General features: G+C 44.4%; 24 protein-coding genes. 12 read left to right on the top strand and 12 right to left on the bottom strand.

Annotated features, from left to right (window positions below; genetic code table 11):
- Window positions 1–20: 20 nt before the first annotated feature.
- From ACXAH6_RS10100 to ACXAH6_RS10110, 3 genes are all read right to left on the bottom strand, one after another.
- Window positions 21–1097: an efflux RND transporter periplasmic adaptor subunit gene (locus ACXAH6_RS10100; RefSeq protein WP_474876590.1), complete on the bottom strand. Its 1077-nt coding sequence runs from the start codon at window positions 1095–1097 to the stop codon at window positions 21–23.
- Between the two features lie 192 nt (window positions 1098–1289).
- Entirely contained in the window at window positions 1290–1691 is a 402-nt protein-coding gene (locus ACXAH6_RS10105) for an OsmC family protein (protein ID WP_474876540.1), read from the bottom strand.
- An 11-nt stretch (window positions 1692–1702) separates the two neighbouring features.
- On the bottom strand, window positions 1703–2542 hold the full coding sequence (locus ACXAH6_RS10110; protein ID WP_474876541.1) for a CvfB family protein: 840 nt from the start codon (window positions 2540–2542) through the stop codon (window positions 1703–1705).
- A 67-nt stretch (window positions 2543–2609) separates the two neighbouring features.
- Between ACXAH6_RS10110 and ACXAH6_RS10115 the strand changes: the two genes are divergently transcribed.
- The 4 genes from ACXAH6_RS10115 to ACXAH6_RS10130 are packed head-to-tail and all read left to right on the top strand — an operon-like array spanning window position 2610 to window position 5882.
- Window positions 2610–3359 (top strand): 5-oxoprolinase subunit PxpA, encoded by a 750-nt coding sequence (locus ACXAH6_RS10115; protein WP_474876542.1) that lies wholly within the window; start codon window positions 2610–2612, stop codon window positions 3357–3359.
- Entirely contained in the window at window positions 3356–4069 is a 714-nt protein-coding gene (locus ACXAH6_RS10120; RefSeq protein ID WP_474876543.1) for a 5-oxoprolinase subunit B family protein, read from the top strand. The genes ACXAH6_RS10115 and ACXAH6_RS10120 overlap by 4 nt, the downstream gene beginning before the upstream one ends.
- Window positions 4066–4998 (top strand): 5-oxoprolinase subunit C family protein, encoded by a 933-nt coding sequence (locus tag ACXAH6_RS10125; protein ID WP_474876544.1) that lies wholly within the window; start codon window positions 4066–4068, stop codon window positions 4996–4998. The genes ACXAH6_RS10120 and ACXAH6_RS10125 overlap by 4 nt, the downstream gene beginning before the upstream one ends.
- Before the next feature lie 17 nt (window positions 4999–5015).
- Entirely contained in the window at window positions 5016–5882 is an 867-nt protein-coding gene (locus ACXAH6_RS10130) for an aminotransferase class IV (protein ID WP_474876545.1), read from the top strand.
- A 41-nt stretch (window positions 5883–5923) separates the two neighbouring features.
- Here the strand turns inward: ACXAH6_RS10130 and fur are convergent, their stop codons facing one another.
- The gene (gene fur / locus ACXAH6_RS10135) at window positions 5924–6352 is read right to left on the bottom strand and encodes a ferric iron uptake transcriptional regulator (protein ID WP_474876546.1); all 429 of its coding nucleotides are present in this window, start codon (window positions 6350–6352) and stop codon (window positions 5924–5926) included.
- A 212-nt stretch (window positions 6353–6564) separates the two neighbouring features.
- Here fur and ACXAH6_RS10140 point away from each other — a divergent pair, with 212 nt between their 5' ends.
- The gene (locus ACXAH6_RS10140) at window positions 6565–8574 is read left to right on the top strand and encodes a methyl-accepting chemotaxis protein (protein ID WP_474876547.1); all 2010 of its coding nucleotides are present in this window, start codon (window positions 6565–6567) and stop codon (window positions 8572–8574) included.
- A gap of 37 nt (window positions 8575–8611) precedes the next feature.
- Here ACXAH6_RS10140 and ACXAH6_RS10145 read toward each other — a convergent pair whose 3' ends face one another.
- The 6 genes from ACXAH6_RS10145 to ACXAH6_RS10170 all read right to left on the bottom strand — a co-directional run bounded on the left by ACXAH6_RS10145 (window position 8612) and on the right by ACXAH6_RS10170 (window position 13614).
- Window positions 8612–9568, bottom strand: coding sequence for a GGDEF domain-containing response regulator (locus tag ACXAH6_RS10145; RefSeq protein ID WP_474876548.1), 957 nt, complete (start codon window positions 9566–9568; stop codon window positions 8612–8614).
- Between the two features lie 195 nt (window positions 9569–9763).
- On the bottom strand, window positions 9764–10288 hold the full coding sequence (gene fldA / locus ACXAH6_RS10150) for a flavodoxin FldA (protein WP_474876549.1): 525 nt from the start codon (window positions 10286–10288) through the stop codon (window positions 9764–9766).
- A gap of 22 nt (window positions 10289–10310) precedes the next feature.
- Window positions 10311–10532 (bottom strand): DUF2788 domain-containing protein, encoded by a 222-nt coding sequence (locus ACXAH6_RS10155; protein WP_474876550.1) that lies wholly within the window; start codon window positions 10530–10532, stop codon window positions 10311–10313.
- A gap of 92 nt (window positions 10533–10624) precedes the next feature.
- Window positions 10625–11407 carry an alpha/beta fold hydrolase gene (locus ACXAH6_RS10160; RefSeq protein ID WP_474876551.1) on the bottom strand — a complete coding sequence of 261 codons (783 nt, stop codon included), beginning with the start codon at window positions 11405–11407 and terminating at the stop codon, window positions 10625–10627.
- Between the two features lie 50 nt (window positions 11408–11457).
- On the bottom strand, window positions 11458–11853 hold the full coding sequence (locus ACXAH6_RS10165) for an H-NS histone family protein (protein WP_474876552.1): 396 nt from the start codon (window positions 11851–11853) through the stop codon (window positions 11458–11460).
- A gap of 111 nt (window positions 11854–11964) precedes the next feature.
- A complete protein-coding gene (locus ACXAH6_RS10170) occupies window positions 11965–13614 on the bottom strand; it encodes an electron transfer flavoprotein-ubiquinone oxidoreductase (protein WP_474876553.1) in 1650 nt (549 codons plus the stop codon).
- Between the two features lie 366 nt (window positions 13615–13980).
- Here ACXAH6_RS10170 and ACXAH6_RS10175 point away from each other — a divergent pair, with 366 nt between their 5' ends.
- A complete protein-coding gene (locus ACXAH6_RS10175; RefSeq protein ID WP_474876554.1) occupies window positions 13981–14733 on the top strand; it encodes an electron transfer flavoprotein subunit beta/FixA family protein in 753 nt (250 codons plus the stop codon).
- Window positions 14730–15659, top strand: a complete 930-nt coding sequence (locus tag ACXAH6_RS10180; protein WP_474876555.1) for an electron transfer flavoprotein subunit alpha/FixB family protein — start codon at window positions 14730–14732, stop codon at window positions 15657–15659. Before ACXAH6_RS10175 ends, ACXAH6_RS10180 begins: the two co-directional genes overlap by 4 nt.
- A gap of 74 nt (window positions 15660–15733) precedes the next feature.
- On the opposite strand, the gene ACXAH6_RS10185 is transcribed toward ACXAH6_RS10180, so the two are convergent.
- Window positions 15734–16042: an isoamylase early set domain-containing protein gene (locus ACXAH6_RS10185; RefSeq protein ID WP_474876556.1), complete on the bottom strand. Its 309-nt coding sequence runs from the start codon at window positions 16040–16042 to the stop codon at window positions 15734–15736.
- Between the two features lie 365 nt (window positions 16043–16407).
- Here ACXAH6_RS10185 and ACXAH6_RS10190 point away from each other — a divergent pair, with 365 nt between their 5' ends.
- From ACXAH6_RS10190 to ACXAH6_RS10205, 4 genes are all read left to right on the top strand, one after another.
- Window positions 16408–17613, top strand: a complete 1206-nt coding sequence (locus tag ACXAH6_RS10190) for an efflux RND transporter periplasmic adaptor subunit (RefSeq protein WP_474876557.1) — start codon at window positions 16408–16410, stop codon at window positions 17611–17613.
- Complete coding sequence (locus ACXAH6_RS10195; protein ID WP_474876558.1) at window positions 17613–20759, top strand: efflux RND transporter permease subunit; 3147 nt, start codon at window positions 17613–17615, stop codon at window positions 20757–20759. The genes ACXAH6_RS10190 and ACXAH6_RS10195 overlap by 1 nt, the downstream gene beginning before the upstream one ends.
- Window positions 20760–20780: 21 nt before the next feature.
- Window positions 20781–22910: a prolyl oligopeptidase family serine peptidase gene (locus tag ACXAH6_RS10200; protein WP_474876559.1), complete on the top strand. Its 2130-nt coding sequence runs from the start codon at window positions 20781–20783 to the stop codon at window positions 22908–22910.
- Between the two features lie 121 nt (window positions 22911–23031).
- Window positions 23032–23406 (top strand): hypothetical protein, encoded by a 375-nt coding sequence (locus tag ACXAH6_RS10205; protein ID WP_474876560.1) that lies wholly within the window; start codon window positions 23032–23034, stop codon window positions 23404–23406.
- Window positions 23407–23417: 11 nt separating this feature from the next.
- On the opposite strand, the gene ACXAH6_RS10210 is transcribed toward ACXAH6_RS10205, so the two are convergent.
- Window positions 23418–24407 (bottom strand): GlxA family transcriptional regulator, encoded by a 990-nt coding sequence (locus ACXAH6_RS10210; protein WP_474876561.1) that lies wholly within the window; start codon window positions 24405–24407, stop codon window positions 23418–23420.
- Window positions 24408–24549: 142 nt separating this feature from the next.
- On the opposite strand from ACXAH6_RS10210, the gene ACXAH6_RS10215 reads away from it, so the two are divergent.
- Window positions 24550–26355 (top strand): acyl-CoA dehydrogenase, encoded by a 1806-nt coding sequence (locus tag ACXAH6_RS10215; RefSeq protein WP_474876562.1) that lies wholly within the window; start codon window positions 24550–24552, stop codon window positions 26353–26355.
- The last annotated feature ends 11 nt before the right edge of the window (window positions 26356–26366 follow it).

Genomic DNA, 26366 nt, shown 5'->3' on the forward strand with positions numbered 1-26366 from the left:
TTGTGAGAGCAGGCGGCAAACTAGCTACCTACCACCTCTACAGGAGCTTCATCTTTCAAATTATGGTGGCCAACAACCACTACGGTTTCGTTGCCCTCAAGACCCGCGATAATTTCCACCAGGTCGTCTTGTTCAAAACCTGTTTGTACGTCTTGTTTAAAGGCTAGGCCGTCTTTGATAACAAAAACACTGGTTCTGTCGTCAATGGCGATCAAGGCTTTGCGTGGGATGAGTGTCGCGTTGTCGTGAGTTTCGTAGTTCAATTCTACTTCTGAAAACATGCCAGATTTCAAATGGCCTGTTTCATTGGGAACACGCAGAGTAACTTTGAATGTGCCGGTTTCAGAATCGATAACAGGGCTAATGCGCGACACATAACCGGTAACAACCTTGTTACCTAAGGCCGCTACTTTTAACGAGGCCGACTGGCCTTTATGGATTTGCTCTAACTCGGTTTCAGGAAGGTATACAATGCCTTGTAATTCTTTTTGCTGCACGATATGGAACATGCGTTCACGTTGAAAAGACTCGGTTAAGTTCCCGACTTTGGCATTGCGTTCAGCGATAAAACCGGAAATTGGGGCTTTAATAATCGTTTCCGCCAAATCTAGTTCGGCCAGCGAAAGTACCGCTTTAGCTCCTTCATACTGTGCATTGAGCTTGTCGAAACTATCATCACTGACAAGCTTTTTAGAATACACTTTGTTTATTCGGTTTAATTCTTGTTCAATACTGGTGAGGTCGGCTTCGGCTTTGCGTAGGTTAAGTTCATAACGTTTGCGATCTAGTTTTGCTAGTACTTGGTCTTTTTCGACGTAATCACCTTCTTCCACTAATATTTGTTCGATGATGCCCGAAGCACGCGCAACAACAAAGGCTTCTTCCTTTGCCTCTAGGATTGCAGTGGTATGGTAACTTGAAGTAATACTGCCTTGTTGAAGGGCTGACGCTTCAACCGGAATGGTAACCACGATTTCTTGTTCTTTTTCTTGTGCTGCCGAGTCGATCGCTTCAGCATTACCACATCCAGTAAGGTTTGCTCCTAAGCCAAACATTCCAGCGAATAGAACGGCTTTAGCAATATGTGATTTTTTCATCTCCATGGAAAAGTACCTGTGTTATGTGCTTATTATGTTAATAAGCCCTTAACAGCATGGTACGTGCCAACTTCAAGTGAAATATTTAAAACTGTTACTTTACAATGCTTTACGTTTGATTTCGAATGAAGTGGTGAAATATCATTCACAAAGGGTTGGCGAATTTCACCACTTACTAGCCTAAAGTCTAGTTTATTGGTCTGAATTGATGCTGAAAGAGGTCGTGATATCTACATTGCCTTTTAACATAAGCATCACCGAGCAGTATTTTTCTGCTGAGAGTTGAACGGCCCGTGCCACGGCTTTTTCGGTTAAGCCTTCACCTTTTACTTTGTAATGGGCATGAATGGCTGTGAATACACGAGGTGCAGACTCAGCTCTTGTCGCTTCAAGTTCACATTCACACGATGTCACTTCATTTCGCCCCTTTTTCAGGATGTCGACAACGTCAATGCTAGAACATGAACCTGCTGCTAATAAAACTGACTCCATTGGCGTGATGGTATTACCGTTGCCATCCATCACTTGACTGTGGCCATTCTCCATGGTGCCATCGAAAGTGAGGTCACTACGCCAAACTACGTTTGCCTTCATTATATGCTCCGTTATTTCGCCAATGTTATGGCTTGTTTACTCAGGGTAATTTTGCGTTGCTTGTACAGTGCGCCTATGGCTTTTTTATAAGCCGCTTTACTCACACCAAAGCGTTGATAAATTTCTTCGGCTGGGCTTTTGTCTGTTAACGTAGACAAACCGCCATGGGCTTCAAGATCGTCCAAAATTGCCTGTTGGAGTTCGTCTCGCGCGGCTTTGGAGATCAATTGTAGCGCGACATCTATTTTTCCATCTTCACGAATACTTTTGATAAAGCCTTCGGTGGTATCGCCAATTTTCAAATGCTTGTAGGCATCACTGTGGAACAACAAACCCAAATAGGTATTGTTAATAACCATTTTGAAACCGAGGTCAGTTTTGGCGTACACCATCAAATCGACTTTTTCGCCTTCGCTTAATTCTGGGTTTCGCTCGCGGAAAAAGGGATGTAATTTGGTGGCGCCCAGCAATCTATCGGTTTTTTCGTCATAGAAAACATAAACAGGATAGTAAAAACCTGGATTGATGGTACTTTCTTGCAGATCTTTGGGTACCAACAAATCACGTGGTAAACCACATTCAAAAAAGCCTCCAAACGCAGTGGCGCCAGCGGCTTTTAGTTTAAATATTTTACCTGTTTCGATGTCAGGCTCATGAGGGTAGGCGGCAAGGTTACCGTCTTCGCCGTTGTACACAAACACATTGAGTACATCACCAATTTTTATCCCTTCAGGGGCATGCTCATGAGGCAAGACAACCGTAGTGTCTTGATCGTATGGGCTTAGGAGTTGGTACCCAAATGGAAAGCTTGCTTCTACGTGAAGCTGATTCATTTTGCCAATGTTTATCATCAGACCTGACTTTTTGATTAGAACAGGTAACATGATACGCGAATTTTCGAAGGAGAACACAGCGATTATGCAGCTCAATTGTGATCTAGGTGAAAGTTACGGTGCTTGGAAGATGCCCGTAGAAGACGAAGTGATGGCCTATCTTAATCAAGCTAACATTGCATGTGGCTTTCACGCTGGCGATCCGGTTGCCATTCAACATGCGATTCGGCTTGCCTTAACCCATGGCGTTAATATTGGTGCGCATCCTTCTTATCCCGACTTACAAGGCTTCGGCCGTCGCAGCATGCAGTTGTCTAAACAGGAACTGATAGCATGCTTGCACTATCAGATTTCCGCGTTACGAGGGATGACAAACATTCAAGGTAGCGACATTGGTTATGTTAAACCTCATGGTGCCATGTACAACGACATGATGCGTGATTCGGCCATCATGGAGCATGTTATGCAGGCGATTGCCGAGTTAGATCCCAATTTACCTTTGATGATTCAAGCCACGCCAGACTGGCAGGAAATTCAAGCCAGAGCTGAAAAGATGGGCATTAGGCTATTGTTTGAAGCATTTGCCGATAGACGCTATACGGATGCGGGCTTGTTAACCAGCCGAAGGGAAGCCGGCGCTGTACTCGATGATCAACAGGCTTTTGAACAGGCTTGCCAGATTATTAATGAGGGGGCGGTGACTTCACAACACGGGAATATTTTGCCGTTAAAAGTGGATTCACTGTGCGTGCATGGTGATTCTCCCGGCGCAGTGACAATGGTTAAGCGTATACGAGCTTTTATTGACCAGCACGGCGGTGGTGAGCGCCCATGAAGGTGTGTAAACCCTTCTCTGACATTGAATTTGCCGGCGATAGCGGCGTGATTGTTTACTTTGATGAAGGCGATGTTCTCGCTAACCATCGGTTAGTATCACAATGTCAGAACGCCTTATTAGCACAGCAATATCACTGGCTGGTAGACGTGATACCCTCCTATAACAGTGTGTTGGTGTATTTTAACTTGGAAACGGCTGACCACCATGATGTGTATCGAGCACTCGTAAGTGTGAATTGGCAAAGTGAGACTGAGTCGCAAGCAGGGAAACACCATGTATTACCCGTGTTTTATGGCGCAAACGGCTATAACGACTTTGCTTTAATCAGTCGGCAAACGGGTTTAACTGACCAACAAATCATTCAAGCTCACACTCAAGACACCTTACGGGTTTACGCGGTGGGTTTTGCCCCCGGTTTTGGTTATTTAGCAGAGACACCCAAAGGCTTATCAATGCCGCGTATGAAAGAGCCTAGAAAGCGAGTTCCACCGGGAGCTGTTGCTATTGCCGATCGGCAAACGGCCGTTTATCCAGCAGCGTCGCCGGGAGGTTGGCACCTTTTAGGAGTGTGCCCTGTTCCCATGATACAGCCTAATGGCAGCGCGTTATTGGCTACGGGCGATACGGTACGTTTTTACGCCGTTGACAAAGCCCGGGCGCACGAAATTGCTACACAGCATGGCATGACCTTGGAGGTGACGGAGTGAGCTTAATCGTTCAACAAGCACTGTTACCTATACTCACTGTTGATAAAGGGCGAGTAGGCGTTTTATCTCAAGGTTATACTGAGTCTGGCCCCATGGATGAGCTAGCGTATCGTTGGGCGCTAAAATTAGCCGGTATGCAAGCCGAAAATGCGCTTGAAGCGATGGGGGAGGTGCGTTTTGCCATAATGCAATCGGGGTATTTCGCTGTATGCGGGCCAAATATACATATACAGGTTGACGGTTTAACCGTACCGTCATGGTCACGCTTCAGGGCGAATAAAGGGCAACAGATCCAGATTACTTCAGCATCCATTGGTCAGCGCTATTATGTCGCGGTGAGCGGTGGTTTTGCATTTCCACAGGCACTTGATTCCGCGTGTACGGTTATTAGAGAGCAACTAGGCGGCATACGCTTGAATGGCTCGCCAGTCAAAACCGAAGACCAAATTGCGTTTAATTTGCCAGTGATCCCTCACACTGAGCACGGTCACTGTGAGGTGCCAGTTTGTTTACGCCCACAGTACAGTTTATCTCAACCTATACGGGTGGTAGAAGGGTATCAGGTGAGTGAGTTTGATCAGCTCGACAAAATGCGCTTCTATACCAGCGATTACACAGTCACACAGTCTGTAGACCGTATGGGATATCGTTTAAGTGGCCCTGCAGTGCAAAGTCGTATTCAACAATTGTCTTCCGAGGGTATTGCGTTGGGTGCCATCCAATTTCCGCCCAATGGCCAACCCATCGTGATGATGAGGGATAGGCAAACACTAGGTGGATATCCTAAAATAGGCGCAGTGGCGCGTTGTGATTTGTCTCGCTTTGCTCAATCCGTTCCTGGAGATCGTATTCGGTTTACCTCCATTGATGCTGCAAACGCGCGGGCGCTATGGTTACTAGAAGTGAACAAACTTCTTTCTCTATTTTAATTTTATTTGGTTAATCCATGACAATAGCATTTTTAAATGGCCAGTTTTTACCACTCGATGAAGCGCGTATTTCGCCTTTAGATCGTGGTTTTCTTTTTGGTGATGGTATTTATGAAGTGATCCCGAGTTATGCAGGGAAAGCGGTTGGCTTGAAAGCGCATATTGCCAGATTGAGAAAGGGATTAGCGAATATTGAGATTCGCGTTGAAAAAAGTGACGCTGAATGGCATGCGTTGGTAGATGAATTAATAACCCAAAACCAACAGAGTTTGGGAGAAAATATCGGCATTTATTTGCATGTTTCTCGCGGTGCTGACACCAAGCGGTATCACGCTTATCCAGACAATGTCATGCCCACTGTGTTTGGTTATGCTTTTGCTATTGGTGCGCCATTCTCGACTGCTGCAGAAGCGACGACGGGGGGGCGCTGTGGTCTGACAGAAGACTTACGGTGGCAGCGCTGCCATATTAAGTCTACGGCCTTACTGGGCAATGTGATGCATTATCAGCAAGCTAGGTCGCAAGACCAGTTTGAAATGCTGTTACACAATCAACACCGTGAAATTACAGAAGCTAGCTCAAGTAATGTTTTTATCGTGAAAGACGGGAAAATTAAAACGCCGCCCCTCGATAATCAGTTATTACCGGGTATTACTCGACAACTTGTTATTAGCATTTTGAATGCAGATGGGGTTTACCCTGTTGTTGAGGAAAGAGTAACGGTTGATGAATTGTTATCTGCTGACGAAGTGTGGATCACCAGTTCGAGTAAAGAAATAGTGCCGGTTACTCATGTGGATGGTCATCAGATTGGTAGCGGCAAAGCAGGGGATGTCTGGGCGTATGCAATAAAGTGCTACGCGGAAGGTAAATTTAACTATTAACAATGAAAAAAGGTGCGTGAGTGAACGCACCTTTTTTACACTTAATCTTCTGAAGAATCACAGTTACCGTCAGTACATTCACCGTACAGGTATAAACTGTGATGAGTCAGTTTCATATTGTTCTTTTTAGCCACTTGTTCTTGGCGTTCTTCGATCAATTCGTCTTCAAATTCTACAACCTTGCCACACTTGAGGCATACCAAGTGATCGTGGTGTTCTTTGTGACTAATTTCAAATACCGATTTACCACCTTCAAAATGGTGACGATTTAAGATACCGGCGTCGTCGAACTGGTTAAGAACACGGTAAACGGTAGCAAGACCAATTTCTTCACCTTGTTCGATTAGGATCTTGTACACATCTTCAGCACTGATGTGTTGGTTCTTCGGTTCCTGCAAAATTTGCAGTATTTTCAGGCGAGGTAGCGTGACTTTTAGGCCAGCTTTTTTCAATTCTTTGTTTTGATCCATGAGCACGTATTCTTTATTTGCCTAGCTTTATTAGCCGCTATTATAGGTAACTTGTACAGATTTAAAAGAAAAAGCGACCGCTATTCGGCAATTCGTTGGAAATTTAATCGTAGATTACGCTAATTAACACTTTATTGTCTATTGTTTATAAGAGTAAGATAATATTGTTAATCGGTTGTAATATCTGTTTTAAATCAATTTGATGGTGTCTGATGCGCTTAACAGTGGTAAATAAGATAAGTTTAGGCTTCGCATTGATCGGCGGTTTACTCTTGATGATGAGTATTCTCTCCTATTTAGGCTTGAGTGAGATTCGTGATTCTGCCGTAACAGTGGTAGAAGAAAAAATGCCGATCCAATCGAAAATGAACGAGGTAAAAACGTCGATATTGACGTTAGCTACAGTGACGGCTAACGGATTTCATGAGACCTCTCTGGAAACACTCGCACAAAATCAACAGCGTTTCGAAGCGTCGGCGGCAACGCTCACCGACGAACTCGCTGCCTTAACAGTGCTATTAGGGCAGGGGCAGCACACACAAAAAGCCAAAGTTGATTCTGAATTGTACTTATCTGAAAGCTCGGCCATGTATGTTGCTCTTGCAGAGCGAATGAAAACTGAAACGGCATTAGCCACGCTTACCGAAGACGTTTTGGCTTCGGCCGATGAAGCCAGCGCATTAATGTTGGATTTGAGTTATCTAGAGGGCAATTCTCCCACCTTGCCCACGCTGATAGGCGCGGGGACAAACATAGACAATAAATTGTTGACCATGAACACAGGTATTAAAGAGCTTGGAGAGTCGAACGACCCACAACAAACGCAGATTATTATTGAAGATCTCGATTACCAGATAAGTAACCTACAAGTTGACCGAGACTATTTAAATCGGCTAGCTCAAGAGGTGGATACCGATGGCATCATTGCATCATTTAATGAGCAGTACGATACACTGGTATCGCAACTCACTGGCGATGGTGGCTTGATACAAACTCAGCAAGCAAAGCTAACATTTATCGCCGACAGCATTGACCGTCGTAAATCTGCTAAAGATGCACTAGACCGAGCGTTAGACGACATCAATCGATTATCAGAGCAAGTCAGCAAGAGCACCTTAGAAGGCCAAGAAGACATACTCAATACAGTTGAAAACAATGTTGTGCGCAATGCGGTGGTCTCTGTTGCCGGAATTATTGCAGCTATTGCTTTAGCTATTATTGCAACCAGAAGTATTGCTATCCCTCTAGCGCGAGTGAACAAAGGGCTTACTCATATTAGCGAAGGCGACTTATCACGCAGTTTGAAGCAGTTGGGTAATGACGAGTTTTCCAGCTTAGCCGCCAAGGTGAATGCGTTAACTGGGAGCTTACGAGAACTGGTGGGGAATATTCTTGAGCAAGAGAAACACCTTGAAGAAATGACCAAGCAAAGTGTTGATATGGGAAATCGAAGCCTAAGACAGGTTGATGAACAGCGCCAACAAATTGGTTTAACCGCTGACAATACGCAAAATGTACGAGAAACCAGCGCCCGTAACTTGCAGCAAATCAATCAGTCGATGGAAGCGTTACACCGTGTATCAGAGCAGAGCCAACACGTCGCGCAGTTAGTTGAGAAAAACAGAGAGCAAGTTAATCAACAAGCGAAACAAGCTGAACAATCAGCCGATATTATCGGGCGGCTTGACCAGAACAGCCGCAACATTGGCAGTATTTTGGATGTGATTAAAACGATTGCCGAACAAACAAACCTACTCGCACTTAATGCGGCCATTGAGGCTGCGCGAGCAGGAGAGCAGGGGCGTGGGTTTGCTGTGGTGGCAGATGAGGTAAGAACTTTGGCTAATCGTACTCACGACTCAACGGAAGAAATTGAAAATATGATTGCCAACTTGCAAAAAGATGCAGTGCAAGCGGTGAAGGCAATAAATGTTGGTCATGAGCAAGCTAAATCGGGTGTTGAAATTACCGAAAAAGTCACTGAAGAAGTCACTAATATCACGCAAATCATTGGTCAAATCACAGAAATCAACGGCCAAATTGTGACCGACTCGGGGCAGCAAGACGATTTGTTATCCGACGTAGCAGCAAGCTTACAGCGCATTGTTGATTTAGCTGAGGCCAGCGCAGAGAGTACACGTAAAGCGAACGAGTCAACACTGCAACTCGACAGTGGGATGGAAAGCCTGAGAAACGCAGTTAGACGTTTTAAACTGAGTTAACGACCAAAGAAAAAGGCGCTAACATTAGCGCCTCTTGTCATGCTTTAACGTGTTCAAATTGAATTTGGTTTCTGCCTGACTCTTTGGCCTTGTACAACAACTCATCGGCTTTGAGCAACATTTCTTTCCAATTCAATAATGGTTCATCGTAGGTCACGCCACCTACCGAAACAGTTATTTTCCCGAGCGGAGAAGCCGCATGGGGGAGGTCAGCTTCCCATACTGAGTTAATAATATTGTCCGCCAGCATAGTCGCGCCTTCATACACGGTAGACGGTAGGATAATTGCAAACTCTTCACCACCATATCTAGCCACAAAATCACTGGGACGCTTGAGGTTCTTTTCTATTGCTTTCGCCACTTCTTTAAGGCAAATATCGCCGGCTAAATGGCCGTAGTGGTCGTTGTATCGTTTAAAGTAATCGATGTCGATAAAGAAAAGAGACACAGCGTTTGTTTCTGAGCGTACCGAATTTTGGTACATGTACTGCTCTAAATAATGACGATTAAACACGTTGGTCACGTTGTCGATCATTGATAACTGACGCAGTTTGTCGGTCATTTGTTTGAGCTTAGTATGCGCTGCGACGCGATGGAGCAATGACTCTTTTATGAAGGGCTTGTTGATGTAGTCGACACACCCCGCTTCCCAACATAGTCGCTCTGACTCTAAATCATTTTCGCCAGAGATCATGATCACCGATGTATTTTCAGTATAGTGAGACTGCTTTATTTGACGGCAAACTTCTACACCTGATGCATCGTTTAATTGGTAATCAACAAGCACCAAATCTGGCGCGAAAGACAAGCACAGCGTTAGTGCATCTTTCACATTATTAGCCGTATCAATGGTGTATTGCTCTTTTAATAGTTCTGACAAAAAAGACACACTAATTTCAGAGTCATCAACGATAAGTACTCGAGGTTTCTCTCTTGAAAACAGTGATGTCGGCTCCCCAGTATTTTTATTAATATCGTATTTAGAGATTGGCATCTGCCTACCTTCGTTCAACATGGTATTTTTATAATTGTTTCGACAGGGATACTATCACTATTTGGTTAAAAATGTTGCAAAAAATAGAGCTGAGGCTATTGAACCAAAAGCGTTTATAAATATAAGTGGATAAAAGAGGGCATGAGATTAAAAAAAGCAGCGTAATGCTGCTTTTCAAGTAAGTGTTAACGAGGCTTAAGCTAGTTCTGCGAGGCAAAGCTCTTCATTTAACTGTGCACACCATGCCTTAACTCGGCTGTCAGTGAGTTCTGGCTGACGATCTTCATCAATACCAAGACCGACAAAATGGTTGTCGTCTGCCATGCCTTTTGAAGCTTCGAAGTCGTAACCTTCTGTTGACCACTGGCCAACCAGAATTGCGCCGCGGGCTTCAACGATGTCGCGCACCATACCCATCGCATCAAGAAAATATTCTGCATAGTCTTCTTGGTCACCACAACCGAAAATGGCGACTAACTTGTCTGTAAAATCGATGTCTTCTAGCTCGGGGAAAAAGTCATCCCAGTCGCACTGCGCTTCACCGTAATACCAAGTAGGAATACCAAAAATAAGTAGATCAAAAGCCGCGATGTCTTCTTTACTGCTCTTGGCAATGTCGTGCACCGCAATCAGGTTTTTACCCAATTCTTTTTGAATCATTTTGGCAACATGTTCAGTGTTACCAGTGTCGCTACCGAAGAAAAGGCCAACACTTGCCATATATAACCTCTATTTTAAATCTTTAACCAATACCATTGCTTTGCCAGAATAACTGAATTATTCCTTTCGCAATAAAACCTGCGGCGCCTAAAAACAGTACGCCATAGGCAACAAACCTGCCCATTTTGGGGACATTATTTTTACTCAGCACATCATGCACGGCATAGCCCATCAAACAAAACAGCCCAATCATGGCTATATTGAATACGATCGCTTCTATCTGTTCATAGTTTTCAGCCAGCATGGTGTACCTCTACTAAAAGCGCCGAGCACTATATCACAGAGTGGTCGTGTCGGACTATGCGATTGGGCCTATTTTCTTAATAATAATTCTCATTAAGGTTTTGTTAGCGCGCGTTCTACAATTTTATTAAACACTGGCGCTTTTTCCGCGTGTAGCCAATGCCCTGTGCCTTCCACAACGTGTGCTTTTGCGTTGGGGAAGTACTTTGTTATTGCTTCTTTATACTCAGGCATAATGTAGTTGGACTTACCGCCTTTAATAAATAACGTATCACCGTGATATTGGGTATTTATTTCCGGCCAATTTCCAATGGCGTGGTAGTCTTGTTCAAGACCTTTAAAATTAAATCGCCAGTGCCATTGTTTTTGTTCATCCTGATACAAGCTTTTTAATAAAAACTGCCTTGTTCCAGGTTCTTCTACAAATTGACGTAATTGATTATCCGCATCTGAGCGAGACTTAACTTGATGTAAATCAGTATTGCTTAAACCTTTGAAAACAGCTTGATGATGAGGCGGGTAACTCACAGGAGCGATATCAGCGACAATCAGTTTTTTTACGCGGTGCGGAAATTGTAATGCCATCATCATAGCCACTTTACCGCCAAGAGAGTGGCCGACAAAAAATGCGCTTTCAATATGTAGTTGGGCTAATAACGCATCGGTTTTTTCAACACAATCTTGCAGCGAAAAAGACGATACCCATTTTGATAATCCGTGATTGGGGAGGTCGATAGCCAACACATTAAATTGGCTTTCGAGATGCCGCCGAAGTGCCGCGAGGTTATCTAAGTTTCCAAAAAGTCCGTGAATTAATACAACCCAAGGGGACTTTTCATCGTGAAGGAATGTTTGAAAATGTAATTCGTGATTCATTGTTTTTGGCAAGTAAAAGAAAAAAGCCCGGTTTTAACCAGGCTCTTAAATTAAATAGCGTATTGTTCTAGTGACTTTCCGCTATCTACTACATCTTTGAAGACCCGAGGCATACGGCCTATACCGGTCCAAGCGTGCTCTTCACCATCAACGGTGATTTTGTATTTTACTGGGCGTTTTTGCCCTGTTTTACGTTTTGGTTTTTCAGCACTTACTTCTTGTAAATCGCTAATGTCTAAACCCGCTTCTTCCATTTGTTTTTTAATGGCTTCAAGCTTCAGTTTTTTTTCTTCCGCTTGTTTTTGGTCTAGTAATATTTGCTCTTTTCTTCTTTCTATAATCGTTGCTAATTTATCTGCAACGGTTTCAAGTTCTTCTACAGATAATTCCTTTACTGCACCTTGTAGTCTTCTTCCATGAGTGAAAATATCTAAGAATTCGCTCATTAATTCGCCTTGTAAAATTAAACTTCAATTAGTTCCCACATATAATAGTTAATAAAAGTGTAAAAAAAAAGCGGAGTTCAACCGCTTTATAATTAAATTAATCGTAAATGATTACATATTTGGGTAATTGGGCCCGCCTGCTCCCTCAGGTACGTCCCATGTAATATTTTGCGATGGGTCTTTAATGTCACATGTTTTACAGTGAATACAGTTTTGTGCGTTAATTTGTAATTGAGGTTGATTATTGTCATCGGCAATTATTTCATACACTCCCGCAGGGCAATAGCGCTGGGCCGGTTCATCAAACATATCGAGGTTGACCGTAATTGGAATGTTATTGTCTTTTAATTTTAAATGACAAGGTTGATCTTCTTCATGATTCGTATTTGATAAAAAAACTGATGACAGTTTATCAAAGCTCAATTTTCCATCAGGTTTAGGGTAGTTTATTTGCCGCGCTTTAGAAATATGCATTAATTGGTCGTAATCAAGGCTTTCATCTTTTAACGTAATAGGGAGTTTGCCTTTGCATAAATTTTGATCAAATGTATTAAAGGCACCACCTAAAAATGTACCAAATTTATGCAATGCTGGCCCAAAGTTACGTGACCGATATAATTCGTCGTACAGCCACGAAGCTTTAAAATTCTCGGTAAATGCAGTTAAATCTTTCGTTTGCTGGGTTGCTTGTGAAAGCGCTTCAAAAATACTTTCGGCAGCCAGCATGCCTGATTTCATTGCCCCGTGATTGCCTTTAATTTTGGCAAAATTTAACGTTCCCGCTTCACAACCTACTAATAAACCGCCGGGAAAAGTCATTTTAGGTAGTGAATTAAACCCACCTTTGGCAATGGCACGAGCGCCATACGCTACGCGTTTTCCATTTTCTAAATATTGTTTATAAACGGGGTGGTGTTTTAAGCGCTGAAATTCATCGAAAGGGCTTAAATTGGGGTTTTCATAATTTAAATCGACGATCAGTCCCACGTAAACCTGATTGTTTTCAGCGTGGTATAAATAACCGCCACCACTTGATTCGTTAAGCGGCCACCCAGCGCTATGTACCACCAAGCCTTCTTGATGTTGTTCTGCAGGGATATCCCAAATTTCTTTAAAACCAATTGCATAGTGTTGGGGCGTAGCCGTTTTATCGAGTGAGTACTTGGTAATGAGTTGTTTCCCCAAATGTCCTCTGCATCCTTCGGCAAATACTGTGTATTTTGCTTTTAATTCCATACCCGGCATAAAACCGTCTTTTTCTTCACCGTTTGCACCTACGCCCATGTCTCCGGTGATCACACCCTCTACGTCGCCGTCTTCGTTATAAATAATGTCTGCAGCGGCAAAGCCAGGGAAAATTTCTACGCCGAGTTGCTCCGCTTGCTCGGCTAACCAGCGACACATGTTGCCCATTGAGGCGATGTAGTTACCTTCGTTGTGCATGGTTTTTGGCGTGGCATAACCGGGAATTTTTGTACCCGCCACATCGTCTTTTAAAAAATAAATATCGTCGCCAATAACAGGGGTGTTCAATGGTGCATTTCTGTCTTTCCAATCGGGGAATAATTCGTCAAGTGCGCGGGTTTCGAAAACGGCACCAGACAATATATGCGCACCCACTTCGGAGCCTTTTTCAACCACGCAAATCATGAGTTCTTGCTGTGCCTCCTGCGCGAGTTGAGCAAGGCGACATGCGGTCGATAATCCTGCCGGTCCAGCACCTACGATGACTACGTCAAACTCCATCGATTCTCTTTCCACGGTCGGCTCCTTATTGAGTTGTTTTATGGAAAACTATTGAAGAAACAAATTACTAATACTTGTCAATAAGATGTAAATTATATGTCGCAGCTAAAGGTAATTCAGGTTGACGTTTACGTCAACAGTAAGTAGAGTCGAGCTGTTGACGTAAACGTAAAGTGTCGCCTTTTAGCCGTGTTTTTTGGGTATTTTCCGCAATTAACACACTATAATTGTTTTTTAAGGATAGTCTGTCGGGCTTTGTTGTATAGGGTTCAAACAAGTGTTTGAATTATTGCGGTTTTGTTAAATATAGTGCAATAACTAATGTGTCGCAGACTAATTGATGAGTAATAACTGGCTCGTGATTGAGTTATTGAGGTAATTATGAAAATACTCGTACCGGTAAAACGCGCAATTGATTACAACGTAAAAGTGCGCGTAAAACCTGACGAATCGGGTGTTGATCTCACCAATGCCAAAATGGCAATTAATCCATTCTGTGAGATTGCAGTAGAAGAAGCGGTTCGCTTAAAAGAAAAGGGTGTGGCTTCGGAAATCGTGGTCGTTTCTATTGGTGAAAAGGCGTGTCAGGAACAAATTCGTACGGCGCTGGCGCTCGGCGCTGATCGTGGCATTCATATTGAACATGACACTGGCTTAGAATCACTGCAAATCGCAAAATTGCTTAGTAAAGTTGTCGAAGAAGAGCAACCTGAATTAGTCATTTTGGGGAAACAGTCTATTGATTCAGACAACAACCAAACTGGCCAGATGCTCGCTGCACTCACCGGAATGCCACAAGGTACCTTTGCTTCTGAAGTTGCAATTGCCGACGGTAAAGTGGCAGTAACACGCGAAATAGATGGCGGTTTGCAAACCGTGAGTTTGACGTTACCAGCAGTGGTTACCACAGATTTGCGTTTAAATGAGCCTCGTTATGCTTCTTTGCCTAATATTATGAAAGCGAAGCGCAAGCCGTTAGCGGTAAAAGCCGCCGCTGATTTTGGTGTCGATTTAGTGTCTAAGGTGAAGGTCGTAAAAGTAACGCCACCCGCTGAACGTCAAGGTGGGGTGAAGGTAGCAGATGTTGCCGAGTTGGTAGCTAAACTTAAAAACGAAGCGAAGGTGATTTCATGAGTGTGTTAATTTACGCGGAGCATGACAGTACGCAGTTGAAGCCTGAAACTCTTAAGTTGGTTTCAGCGGCCAAAAAAATGGCATCTGACATTACCGTTTTAGTGGCGGGTTTCGGCTGTGAGTCGGTTGCCCAAGCCGCAGCGGAAATTGAAGGCGTGAGCCAAGTACTATTGGCTAACAACGAATCGTATGAGCATCAACTAGCGGAAAACATCGCAGAGTTAGTGGTGGCGCAAGCTGCAGGAAAAACCCATGTGCTAGCCGCTGCTACCACTACAGGTAAAAACTTTATGCCGCGCGTTGCAGCCTTGCTAGACGTGGCACAAATTTCTGACATTATCGATGTAGAAAACGAAAACACCTTTGTTCGCCCTATTTATGCTGGTAACGCTATCGCCACGGTGCAGTCTGACGATACAGTCAAAGTTATTACTGTACGTGCAGCGGCGTTTGATGCAGCGCCAGTAGGCGGGAGTGCTGATGTCGTTACAGTGGCAGATGCGATTGCATCTGAAACGTCATCGTTTGTTTCTGCTCAGTTGACTGAGTCTGAGCGTCCAGAGCTCACTGCCGCAGACGTGATCATTTCAGGAGGTCGCGGTATGCAAAACGGTGAGAACTTCAGTTTGTTGGAAGGTATTGCCGACAAATTAGGTGCTGCAATTGGTGCATCTCGTGCTGCGGTTGACGCTGGCTTTGTGCCCAATGATATGCAGGTTGGTCAAACTGGTAAAATTGTTGCGCCTCAATTGTATATTGCGGTGGGGATTTCCGGTGCTATTCAACATTTAGCCGGTATGAAAGACTCTAAGGTTATCGTAGCAATTAACAAAGACGAAGAAGCGCCAATTTTCCAAGTGGCTGATTATGGCTTGGTGGGCGATTTGTTTGATGTGTTGCCTGAGCTAGAAGCGGCACTGCAATAACACTATTGCTATAAAGACTAAAAAGCCCTGACTATTTTCAGGGCTTTTTTGTGCGTTGTCGCAAAGGCTGCTTTCTATACCGCAACGACTGAATTATCTTCCATACTCACAGGAGAGGGGACATAGCTGTCTGCACTCCAGTCATTTTCCCATGCTTCATCGTCGAGTAAATAGCGGAATTCATAAGCCTTATCTTTTTCAAGTGCGATAGTTTGAGTGAAATCGCCATTTTTAAGCTTTTTCATAGGCTCTACGTCTACACTCCAATCATTAAAGTCACCAATTAATTTGGCTGACTCTGCACTTTTTGCTTCTTCAGCACTTAACTTGAACGTGACTTTGCATACGGGTTTAGATTTTAGATATTGCTTTTTTAGACTCATCGTCAGCTCCTGGTCATTGAGGCAGTGATATTTTGATATGAATTCGTCCCGATAAAACGAGTGTTATGGTTCCCTTAAAGCAAACCGCGGGAAAGAAAAACAACATGACGTCGGGTCAATAAAAATACGTTACGCCCAAAAAACGACCAAGACAAGTCGGATAAGGTGAAAATGTGTGACTTTATCGTCGAAAAAACAAGCTGATAAGACGTGGCTTATAAGACTGTTACATTCAGTAATAAAATTTAACAATCTATCACAAGCGGTACTCCGTAAAACTGGATAGACTTAACAGCAATAACAAAAATAAATTTTTGCCGCTTCGCAATGTTGCTGCAAACCACCACGCTCTCAGAGGGACGGGAATGAAGAACTCTAGTTTGATCAAGTCAATGGCACCACTCATTATATTGGTTGCCTGTATTGTCGCTGCCGGCATTATGATAATGTCGAAAAAACCACCAGAGAGAAAGCCTATCGAAGAAAAGGCATTTTTGGTTGATGCAAAACCTATGTCATTAGAAGACGTTGAATTTACCGTGCAATCACAAGGTAATGTGTTGCCTAAACATCAAACCGTGATTTCGGCTCAGGTGGGCGGAACGGTTGTTGCCGTGGCACCCATTTTCGAAGAAGGCGGCATGTTCAAGCAGGGCGACGTACTGGTTACCCTAGAGCAAGACGATTATCAAACTGATGTCATGCTCGCCGAAGCTGAATTAGCCCAAGCGGAAGCTGCGCTGCAAGAAGAAATTGCACGCGGTAAGGTGGCTGAAAATGAATGGCGTTCGGTGAAGTCTGTGGTTCCCCCTGAACTGGGTTTACGCAAGCCCCAGTTAGCGAAAGAACAAGCTAATGTTAAAGCAGCCCAAGCGAAACTCGCTAGAGCAAAACGCAATTTAAAACGCACTGAAATTCGCGCCCCATACAACGGCATTGTGGTTTCTCGAGATATCGATTTAGGTCAATACATCAGTGTAGGAAGCACAATTGGTGAAGTGTATTCTACACAAGTGGCTGAAGTGCGTTTGCCGTTAACCGACAACGATTTATCTTTCATTGACCTTAATAAAGGCGTGGCTTCAGGTAACCGCGTAGCCGTGTCGGCTCGCGTTGGCGGCAAGCCGCAAACCTGGTATGGAAAGCTGGTACGCACTGAAGGGGTACTCAATGCGTCTAACCGTTTAATTTACGCTGTGGCAGAAATTGATGACCCTTATCAGCGCAACGGTGACGCCAATGGCCCTATTCTCCGTTTTGGCCAGTTTGTGCAAGCCGAGATCAGCGGTACCCAGTCTGAATCATTATTGGTGTTACCGCGCAACTTACTGCGCTTAGATAACTCTGTACTCGTTGTCACACCAGACAACGAACTGGCTATCCGCCCTGTGAATGTGGTGCGTTCAGAGGTTGACAATGTATACATTGGAAGCGGAATTAAACCCACTGACAAAGTGGTGGTCAGTGCCGTGCCGAATCCTTTTGATGGCATGAAGGTGCGACTGTTGGGCGAAACTCCGAAAAGCGAAAAGCCCGCATTAGCTTCTAACGAACAAGCCGAGACAGAATAATGAGACCTATTGATACACAAACAGGCATGATTGCTTGGTTTGCTCGCAATAATGTCGCGGCAAACTTGTTTATGTGGATTTTGATTGTGGGCGGTATTTGGGGAGCACTCTCCATTCAAAAACAAGTGTTTCCCAATATCGAAGTCAATTACATCAGCGTTCGGGTTCCTTATCTTGGAGCGGCGCCTCAAGAGGTTGAGCAGGGCGTTATTCTCAAAGTGGAAGAGGCAATTAAAGATCTAGAAGGGATAAAACAAATCACTTCTCGGGCTTCTGAAGGGATGGGAACCGTGACCATAGAAGCAGAGGAGGATTACGATATCCAAAACCTGCTAGATGAAGTGAAAGTGCAGGTTGATGCTATTCCAAGCTTCCCCGGTAACACCGAAAAACCCGTAGTTTATCGACAAAAGTTTCAGCAAGACGTGTTGTGGGTCAGTGTGTATGGCGATGCGTCTGAACGTGAATTAAAAGAGTTTGCCAAAGGTTTGCGCGACGACATTGCGAATTTGTCTGGGATTTCCAGCGTGCAAGTGGTGGGCGATCGCAATTACGAAATATCAGTCGAAGTATCCGAATATGTATTGCAGAAATACGACCTTACCTTTTCAGATGTAGTAAACGCAGTACGTCGTTCTTCTATCGATTTACCGGGCGGTTCTATTAAAAGCGATAACGGCGATATTTTATTGCGCACGAAAGGGCAGGCTTACACCGGCTGGGAGTTTGCGCAAGTGGTGTTACTAACGCGTGAAGATGGTACGCGTTTGCTACTCGGTGACATTGCGTTGATTGACGACGGTTTTGTTGAAGACAATCCATTTGCGACTTTTGACGGCAAACCTTCAGTGAGTATTCGGGTACGCGCAGTGGGTGATCAAAATGCATTGGAAATATCAAAGTCTGTTAACGCTTTCTTGGTCAAAGCGGGTAAAGATTTCCCAGATAACATTCAAGCTGACACGTGGGGCGACAGTTCATTTTACCTCAATGACCGTTTGAACATGATGTTGGAAAACATGTTTTGGGGAGCCTTGCTAGTTTTCTTGGTATTGTCATTGTTCTTGAAAATTAAGCTCGCGTTTTGGGTTATTGTTGGGTTACCAGTGTGTTTCCTTGGCACGCTTTTGGTGTTACCAGCCGATGGCATTGGCGTGACTATCAACATGTTAAGTTTGTTTGCCTTTATTCTCGTGTTGGGAATTGTGGTGGATGACGCTATCATCATGGGCGAATCTGCTTATTCCGAGATAGACAAAAAAGGGCACAGTACCGAGAACGTCATTGCCGGTGTGAAGAAGGTAGCAATGCCCGCTACCTTTGGGGTTTTGACAACCATCGCTGCATTTTCTCCCATGTTAATGGTGTCAGGCCCATTCGGCGTGATATGGAAAACCATCGGCATGGTGGTCATTGTCTGCTTGGTGTTTTCTCTGATCGAATCGAAACTCATCCTTCCTGCCCATTTAGCACATATGAGCATGAAGCCCTACGACCCCTCTAAAGCCAATGCGTTACAACGATTCCGCGATTACTTTAGTGAAGGGATTAAATCCTTTATCGCTAATTATTATGACCCAGCGTTACGCAAGTGTATTAAGCATAGATACACCACGCTGAGTGCGTTTATCGGTATGTTGATATTGACCATAGGCTTGTTCAGTGGCGGTTTTGTGCGCTTTGTTTTCTTTCCAACTATTCCAAATGACTTTATGAATGCAACGGTTGAATTACAGCCGGGTTCTTCTATTGCACAACGAGACCAAGCAATTCAGACCTTATTAGACAGCTTGGAGCGAATGGAGAAAAAGCAGGAGAGTGAAAGCGGAGTAGGTGTGGTAAAACACGTTATTGCCTTTGACAACGGCGGTACGGGTGGACAAGTCTTTGTTGAATTAACCAAAGCCGAAGCACGCGATTTAACCGACGTGCAAATTCACCAGGCATGGCGTGATGAAATGCCAGAAATTGCAGGTGTAAAAACACTAGAGATTGGTGCGCCCGGTGGTTTCGGAAGTGGTGCAGATCTGAGTTTTGAGTTTAGCTCACACGATATTAACGAGTTAAAAGCTATTGCTACTGAGATCAAAGAAAAGCTCAGCACGTATGAAGGTGTTTATGACATTAATGACACGTTTGCCGGCGGCAGTGATGAAATTCAGTTAGCGTTAAAACCTCAAGCAGAAGCTCTGGGGATTACTTTGCAAGATCTTGGTCAGCAAGTGCGGTACGGCTTTTACGGCGCTGAAGTACAACGAGTTCAGCGTGATGACGAAGAAGTAAAAGTCATGGTTCGTTACCCCAAAGAGCAGCGTTCTTCTGTGGGCCACCTTGAAAATATGCGTGTTCGTACCCCTAGCGGTGATGACGTACCTTTTGAAGAAGTGGGCGAGTTGAAACTTGGTAAAGGGTTTGACTCAATTATCCGCGTGGATGGCAGTCGCTCGGTGACGATCACTGCAAAAGTGGATAAAGACAACGTAGAACCAGGTAAGCTTACGATGAATATAATTACGTCGGTAATTCCTGATTTATTAGAACGCTACCCGAACGTGCATTTCGCCTTGCAAGGGAACTCTAAAGAACAGCAAGATGCATTGTTGTCGCTTGCGATGGGCTTGTTATTTGCTTTGTTCTCTATTTATGCGCTTTTAGCCGTACCTCTGCGCTCTTACAGCCAGCCTATATTGATTATGTTTGTGATCCCATTTGGTATCGTTGGCGCGATTGTAGGCCATTTGGTATTAGGGCATGCGGTAAGTGTACTATCGATTTGCGGCATCATAGCCTTGTCAGGCGTTGTGGTTAACGATAGTCTGATCATGGTTGACTTTGTTAACCGCGCTAGAGAAGAGGGGCATCGTATTATTGATGCGGCGGTCAATGCTGGTACACAGCGTTTCCGCGCTATAGTACTTACTTCACTAACAACCTTTATGGGCTTGATGCCAATTGTTTTTGAACGCAGTTTGCAGGCTCAAGTGGTGATCCCAATGGCAATTTCTTTAGCGTTTGGCATTTTGTTTGCCACCGTTATTACCTTGCTACTTGTACCCGCCATGTACATGATTTTAGATGACATTAAGGGGCTTTTCCGAAAACCCGCTAAACCTGCTGTGACTCTCACAACAGACGCACAATCATAACAACGACAATAGCGACAAAATATGAATAAATCGATACAAGCAATGAGCCTACTGGTTACCGCACTCGCGGTAACCGGGTGTTCTAAACCGGCTCAAGATGATGCACCCGCCGCAGAAGTGGCAGCACAAATGAGTTATCCAATGACGAAAACGGTAGAGCAATTCGACAACTACCATGGAACCGACGTGGCCGACCCTTATCGTTGGCTAGAAGATATGGACAATCAAGAGGTTAAAGATTGGGTTGCTGAGCAAAATACCTTGTCTCGCCCTTATCTTGAAAAGTTACCTACTCGCGAGGCTTACAAAAACAGAATTACTGAGTTGTGGGACTACGAAAAATACTCGGTGCCGTATTATATTGAAGGGCGCTATTTCTATTCTCATAACAACGGGCTTCAAAACCAATACGTACTTTATACAAAAACCTCGCTAGAGGGAGAGGCGGAAGTACTGATCGACCCGAATACCTTTAGTGAAGACGGAACGGTGTCGTTGGCAGGGTATGAAGTTAGCCCCAAAGCGAATTTGATCGCTTATCAAAAATCTGATGGCGGCAGTGACTGGAATACCATTCATGTTCGCAACGTTAGCGACAAATCTGACCTTACCGATACGCTAGCCGGTGTTAAATTCACGGGAGTCTCTTGGTTGCCTGATGAAACGGGCTTCTTTTACAGCCGTTATCCGAAAAACGAAGCGGGTGAGTGGGATGACAGCCAACCCGTGGCAATTTATTTCCATAAATTAGGTGACGATCAAACGCAAGACAAACGTATTTTTGGGTTTGTCGACAAGCCAGAATGGAATCCGTATCCGGTTGTTATTAATGATGGCAAAGACATTCTTATTTCTGTGTTCCACGGTTATGAAGCGAATGCGATTTACCGTTTGTCGCTTGATGATAACGCCGAGTTACAACCTGTTTTTGCTGACTGGGACGGAAACTATGGGTATGTAGACCAAGTTGATGACACCCTGTATTTCACCAGTACAGAAAATGCCGCTACCGGTAAATTAATTAGCTTTGACCTGGCCTCCAATAAAGTAACAGAAGTGGTTGCAGCGCGCGCCGAAACCCTTGATGGCGTAAGCTTATTGGGTGGTAAGTTGTTCCTTCAGTACCTTAAAGATGTTCAGTCAGTGATTGAAATCCACGGCTTAGATGGCAAGCATGAAAGCACTTTGCCAATTGATGAAATAGGCACAATTAGTGGTTTTTATGGTGACGAAGACAGCCCGGTGACTTTCTACCGTATTAGTAGTTTCACCAACCCTGGCACTTTATATAAGTACGACTTAAAGACTGGTGAAAGTGAACTGTATCAATCTGTTGACGTGCCAGTAGATTTTTCACAGTTCGTCACGGAACAAGTGTTTTATCCGAGTAAAGACGGCACTAAAATCCCCATGTTCTTAGTACACAAAAAAGACATCAAGTTAGACGGCAACAACAAAACATTGTTGTACGGTTACGGTGGTTTTAATGTGTCACTCACTCCGGGATATTCTGTAACGCGTATGGCATGGATTGAAAAAGGCCACGTATTAGCAATCCCGAACTTACGTGGCGGTGGCGAGTATGGCCAAGAATGGCACGTAGCTGGTACTAAGTTACAAAAGCAAAACGTGTTTGACGATTTTATTGCTGCCGCAGAGTACCTGATTGCTCACAAGTATACTCGCCCAGAAAAACTCGCTATCCAAGGTGGTAGCAACGGCGGTTTGTTAGTTGGTGCAACTCTTACGCAACGCCCTGATTTATTTGCCGCAGCACTGCCGGCAGTTGGGGTATTGGATATGATGCGTTACCACACGGCAAGTGCAAATGCGCGAGGGTGGTCGTCGGATTATGGTTTGAGTGAAAACCCAGGTGAATTTGCCGCCTTGCTGGCTTATTCACCAGTTCATAACACTAAGCCAGGAACCTGCTATCCAGCAACGCTTGTGACCACAGGTGATCACGATGATCGCGTTGTACCTTGGCACAGCTATAAATTTGCCGCAGCTTTACAACACGACCAAGGTTGTGACAAGCCAGTACTACTTCGCGTTGAAACACGAGCGGGACACGGTGCAGGCACACCAACTTGGATGCGTATAGAAGGTTATGCCGACCTATGGGCATTTATTGACGATGCCACTGAATAAAACCAGTTAACAGCAAGATTGAAAAAACCGGTCATAGAGATCGGTTTTTTTTTGCTCAAATTGTTTGCCAAATGCGCTTTTTTATTATACTGTTTATTTATACAGTAATTGGGGCGACATCATGAAAACAGGTATTAAACAACTCGACAATGTGATCAGTAAAACCGGTCTACAGACGATGGTTGGTACTGAAGATGCGTTTCAGCGAGTCACTTTGCTGCAATCTCAAGATCCACGCGCGACGACAATGAAGCTGCCTTGGTGTTTTTATCGATTAATTATGGCACTGCCAGAAGGGCAACAAGTGCGCTTGCACGAGTGTTTCATTCCTTATCGGAAGTGTCGTTTAGCGAGCTTTTTGGTGGATGAAGCGGGCGAAATAATCGAACAAGTTTTTTATCAGCGTGATAGTCGCTACGTGAGTGCTTGTAAAAAGTTACACCAGAGGCTTTGCGCACTTTGGCGACAACAAGACGAACCCGCGCATGCTGCTTAGTGCCATATCCGTTATTGTGTAGGGCTATATTTAGCGCGGTACTGGGAAGGTGATAAACCAGTATGGCGCTTGAATAAGCGAGAAAATGAGCTAGTGTCGTCGTAGCCCACCTGTTGTACTATTTTATCAACGGCCCAATTTTGGGTCTCCAATAACTTTTGCGCCTGTTCTATGCGTACTAGCTGTATGTATTGCGATGGAGAATGTCCACTGGCTTGTTTAAATCGGCGTAAGAAAGTGCGCGGAGTCATTGCCGCTTTATCAGCGAGTAACTCAATCGTTATTGGCGTACTGAAATGATTGTCGATGTAGCTTTGTATTGCTCTTATTGATTGGTCCTGATGATTGGTTCTTAAATGGTGACTAATAAAAAGAGGGTGTTGATATTGATGAATATTTAACACATGACTTTGCGCAAGTTCATTGGCTACCTGCTTACCGCAAAACTGTTCAATCAAGGCTTGTGAAAGCGTTGTCCACGCTAAGCCTCCGCCGGCACAAAATACCTTATCTTGCATTGTGAAAATATTATCAACTTGGAGATTAATCAAGGGGTAACGTTGTCGAAACTGCTCTGCATAGCCCCAATGTGTCGTGGCAACTTTATTATTGAGAATACCCGCTTCGGCTAATAAAAATGCGCCTGTACAGTTACTCGCAACTGTGGCGCCAAGTTTCACTAAACGACGAATGTGCATCAAGAGTGGCCCATTGTCGGCAAGTACGCGTTCGATACTCCCACCAATAGTAGGTATAAGTAATAGGTCGGTGTTTTCTACCTCATTAATAGACAAATGCGGTTGAATGCTCAACTGGTTAGTACAAGTGAAAGGCGCGCCATGCATACTTGCCACTTGAACTTTAAATTTAGGTACCAGAGGTTGGCGGTGTATCCGTTGCCAGCTGATCCCCGCTAACGCAAATAAGTCCATTGCACCACATATTGCAGATGATAAAGCATGGTCAAAGCCCACGATGGTTACACGAGTTGGTTTATTCATAAGTTTTATTACCGAGTGTGGCTTGTCTCTATTGATATGAATGATAGATGGCGTAATTCACCATAATTGTGTCGTAAAAGACAATCTTGCCATGAGGGCAAGTATGCCACAATAGCTTTATTCTGTTACATGAGATTAACAAATGGCTGACCAATTAATTCCACGGCGAGAGCTGGATTTTCAGTTGTATGAAGTACTAGATGTTGCCGCACTGTGTCATACCCCGCGGTATGAAGAGCACTCAGTTGATACTTTTAACGCAACACTCGATATTGCTGAAAAAATAGCAGAAGAGTTATATCTGCCGCACAACGACAAAGCCGATAAGAATGAGCCAACTTTCGACGGTACAAAGGTGTCGATGATTGACGATGTGAAAGTGGCGTTTGATGCCTATCGTGATGCCGGTTTTATTGCTGCTCGATTTGATTTTGAAGATGGCGGTATGCAGTTACCTGAAACCATCGTGAAAGCAGCTTCGGGCTATTTTTTGAGTGCTAACCCATCAACTGCGGCTTACCCGTTTCTTACAGGTGCAGCGGCAAGAGTGATCCGGCATTTTGCCAACGAGTCTATACGTGCACAGTTCTTACCGCGCATGTTAACCGGTGAATTTACGGGCACTATGGCGTTAACTGAACCTCATGCAGGGTCGTCGTTAACAGATATTACTACCTCGGCGCAGCCTACAGAGCATGGCCACTATTTAATTAAAGGTAGCAAAATCTACATTTCAGGTGGTGAGCATGAGTTAAGCAGTAACATTGTTCATTTGGTTTTAGCGAAAATTCCGGGTGGCCCTGCTGGTGTTAAAGGCATTTCTTTGTTCGTGGTCCCCAAGTTCCGCTTAAACGCGGCGGGTCAGCCTGAGCAACGCAATGACGTGACACTCGCAGGCCTTATTCACAAAATGGGCTATCGAGGTACAACATCGACCGCATTAACCTTTGGTGAAAACGGCGATTGTCATGGGTATCTGGTCGGTGAACCCCACCAAGGCCTTCGCTACATGTTTATGATGATGAACGAAGCCAGAATTGGCGTAGGCTATGGCGCGGCTATGATAGGTTACCGAGGTTATCGATATTCTCTTGAGTATGCAAAAGAGCGCACTCAAGGTCGTGCAGCGCCCAATTTGTTACCAACCGATAAGCCAGCTCCGATTATTCAACACGGTGATGTGAAACGCATGCTACTCGCGCAAAAAGCCTACACCGAAGGGGGGATGGCCCTGTGTTTAATGGGCACGTATCTCGTTGATGAAATGCACACCACTACTGACAACGATATACGTAGCAGTATTGAACAACTACTGGACTTATTAACCCCAGTATTTAAAGCGTGGCCGTCTGAATTCGGTCCCAAAGCTAACGACTTAGCTATTCAGGTATTAGGTGGCGCAGGTTATACACGAGAGTACCCGGTGGAGCAGTGCTGGCGAGACAACCGTTTGAACCCTATTCACGAAGGGACCAACGGCATTCAAGCGCTGGACTTATTAGCGAGAAAGCTATGGCAACATGACGGAGCAGGGTTAAAAACACTCCATCAGCGTATAGCGAACGATATTCAAAACGCCACGTCACCGCGTTGTTATAAGTTGGCAGTGCAACTTCAAGCCTACCTCACCACGTTATCGTCCATTATTGAACAAGCCGCCGCAACGCTGCGTACCAATAACGCGTCTACATTACTCACTAACGCGAGTTGCTTTTTAAACGTGTTCTCAAGTTGTGTGCTTAGCTGGGTGTGGTTACGACAAGCCATGGTGGCTGAAAAAGCATTAGGTAAGCCTGACGTATCGGAAGCCGACCATGATTTTTATCAAGGGAAATTATCAGCGGCAGAATATTTCATCAATTGGGAGCTTCCCTTAACACAACGCGATATTTCGGTTTTGCAAAACTTAGAGCCTAGTTGTGAACAGGTTCAAGCGAGTTATTTTTAAAAAGGATACGC

The sequence above is a fragment of the Alteromonas sp. ABE4_545 genome (genome assembly GCF_056161325.1).

What these genes read in the sequence shown, in the direction of transcription:
- ACXAH6_RS10200 (WP_474876559.1), top strand. Translation starts at nt 20,781, where the DNA reads ATGAATAAATCGATACAAGCAATGAGCCTACTGGTTACCGCACTCGCG.
- ACXAH6_RS10195 (WP_474876558.1), top strand. Translation starts at nt 17,613, where the DNA reads ATGAGACCTATTGATACACAAACAGGCATGATTGCTTGGTTTGCTCGC.
- ACXAH6_RS10105 (WP_474876540.1), bottom strand. Translation starts at nt 1,691, where the DNA reads ATGAAGGCAAACGTAGTTTGGCGTAGTGACCTCACTTTCGATGGCACC.
- ACXAH6_RS10155 (WP_474876550.1), bottom strand. Translation starts at nt 10,532, where the DNA reads ATGCTGGCTGAAAACTATGAACAGATAGAAGCGATCGTATTCAATATA.
- ACXAH6_RS10180 (WP_474876555.1), top strand. Translation starts at nt 14,730, where the DNA reads ATGAGTGTGTTAATTTACGCGGAGCATGACAGTACGCAGTTGAAGCCT.
- fldA (WP_474876549.1), bottom strand. Translation starts at nt 10,288, where the DNA reads ATGGCAAGTGTTGGCCTTTTCTTCGGTAGCGACACTGGTAACACTGAA.
- ACXAH6_RS10185 (WP_474876556.1), bottom strand. Translation starts at nt 16,042, where the DNA reads ATGAGTCTAAAAAAGCAATATCTAAAATCTAAACCCGTATGCAAAGTC.
- ACXAH6_RS10190 (WP_474876557.1), top strand. Translation starts at nt 16,408, where the DNA reads ATGAAGAACTCTAGTTTGATCAAGTCAATGGCACCACTCATTATATTG.
- ACXAH6_RS10110 (WP_474876541.1), bottom strand. Translation starts at nt 2,542, where the DNA reads ATGATAAACATTGGCAAAATGAATCAGCTTCACGTAGAAGCAAGCTTT.
- ACXAH6_RS10115 (WP_474876542.1), top strand. Translation starts at nt 2,610, where the DNA reads ATGCAGCTCAATTGTGATCTAGGTGAAAGTTACGGTGCTTGGAAGATG.
- ACXAH6_RS10210 (WP_474876561.1), bottom strand. Translation starts at nt 24,407, where the DNA reads ATGAATAAACCAACTCGTGTAACCATCGTGGGCTTTGACCATGCTTTA.
- ACXAH6_RS10165 (WP_474876552.1), bottom strand. Translation starts at nt 11,853, where the DNA reads ATGAGCGAATTCTTAGATATTTTCACTCATGGAAGAAGACTACAAGGT.
- ACXAH6_RS10205 (WP_474876560.1), top strand. Translation starts at nt 23,032, where the DNA reads ATGAAAACAGGTATTAAACAACTCGACAATGTGATCAGTAAAACCGGT.
- ACXAH6_RS10130 (WP_474876545.1), top strand. Translation starts at nt 5,016, where the DNA reads ATGACAATAGCATTTTTAAATGGCCAGTTTTTACCACTCGATGAAGCG.
- ACXAH6_RS10100 (WP_474876590.1), bottom strand. Translation starts at nt 1,097, where the DNA reads ATGAAAAAATCACATATTGCTAAAGCCGTTCTATTCGCTGGAATGTTT.
- ACXAH6_RS10140 (WP_474876547.1), top strand. Translation starts at nt 6,565, where the DNA reads ATGCGCTTAACAGTGGTAAATAAGATAAGTTTAGGCTTCGCATTGATC.
- ACXAH6_RS10215 (WP_474876562.1), top strand. Translation starts at nt 24,550, where the DNA reads ATGGCTGACCAATTAATTCCACGGCGAGAGCTGGATTTTCAGTTGTAT.
- fur (WP_474876546.1), bottom strand. Translation starts at nt 6,352, where the DNA reads ATGGATCAAAACAAAGAATTGAAAAAAGCTGGCCTAAAAGTCACGCTA.
- ACXAH6_RS10145 (WP_474876548.1), bottom strand. Translation starts at nt 9,568, where the DNA reads ATGCCAATCTCTAAATACGATATTAATAAAAATACTGGGGAGCCGACA.
- ACXAH6_RS10120 (WP_474876543.1), top strand. Translation starts at nt 3,356, where the DNA reads ATGAAGGTGTGTAAACCCTTCTCTGACATTGAATTTGCCGGCGATAGC.
- ACXAH6_RS10175 (WP_474876554.1), top strand. Translation starts at nt 13,981, where the DNA reads ATGAAAATACTCGTACCGGTAAAACGCGCAATTGATTACAACGTAAAA.
- ACXAH6_RS10160 (WP_474876551.1), bottom strand. Translation starts at nt 11,407, where the DNA reads ATGAATCACGAATTACATTTTCAAACATTCCTTCACGATGAAAAGTCC.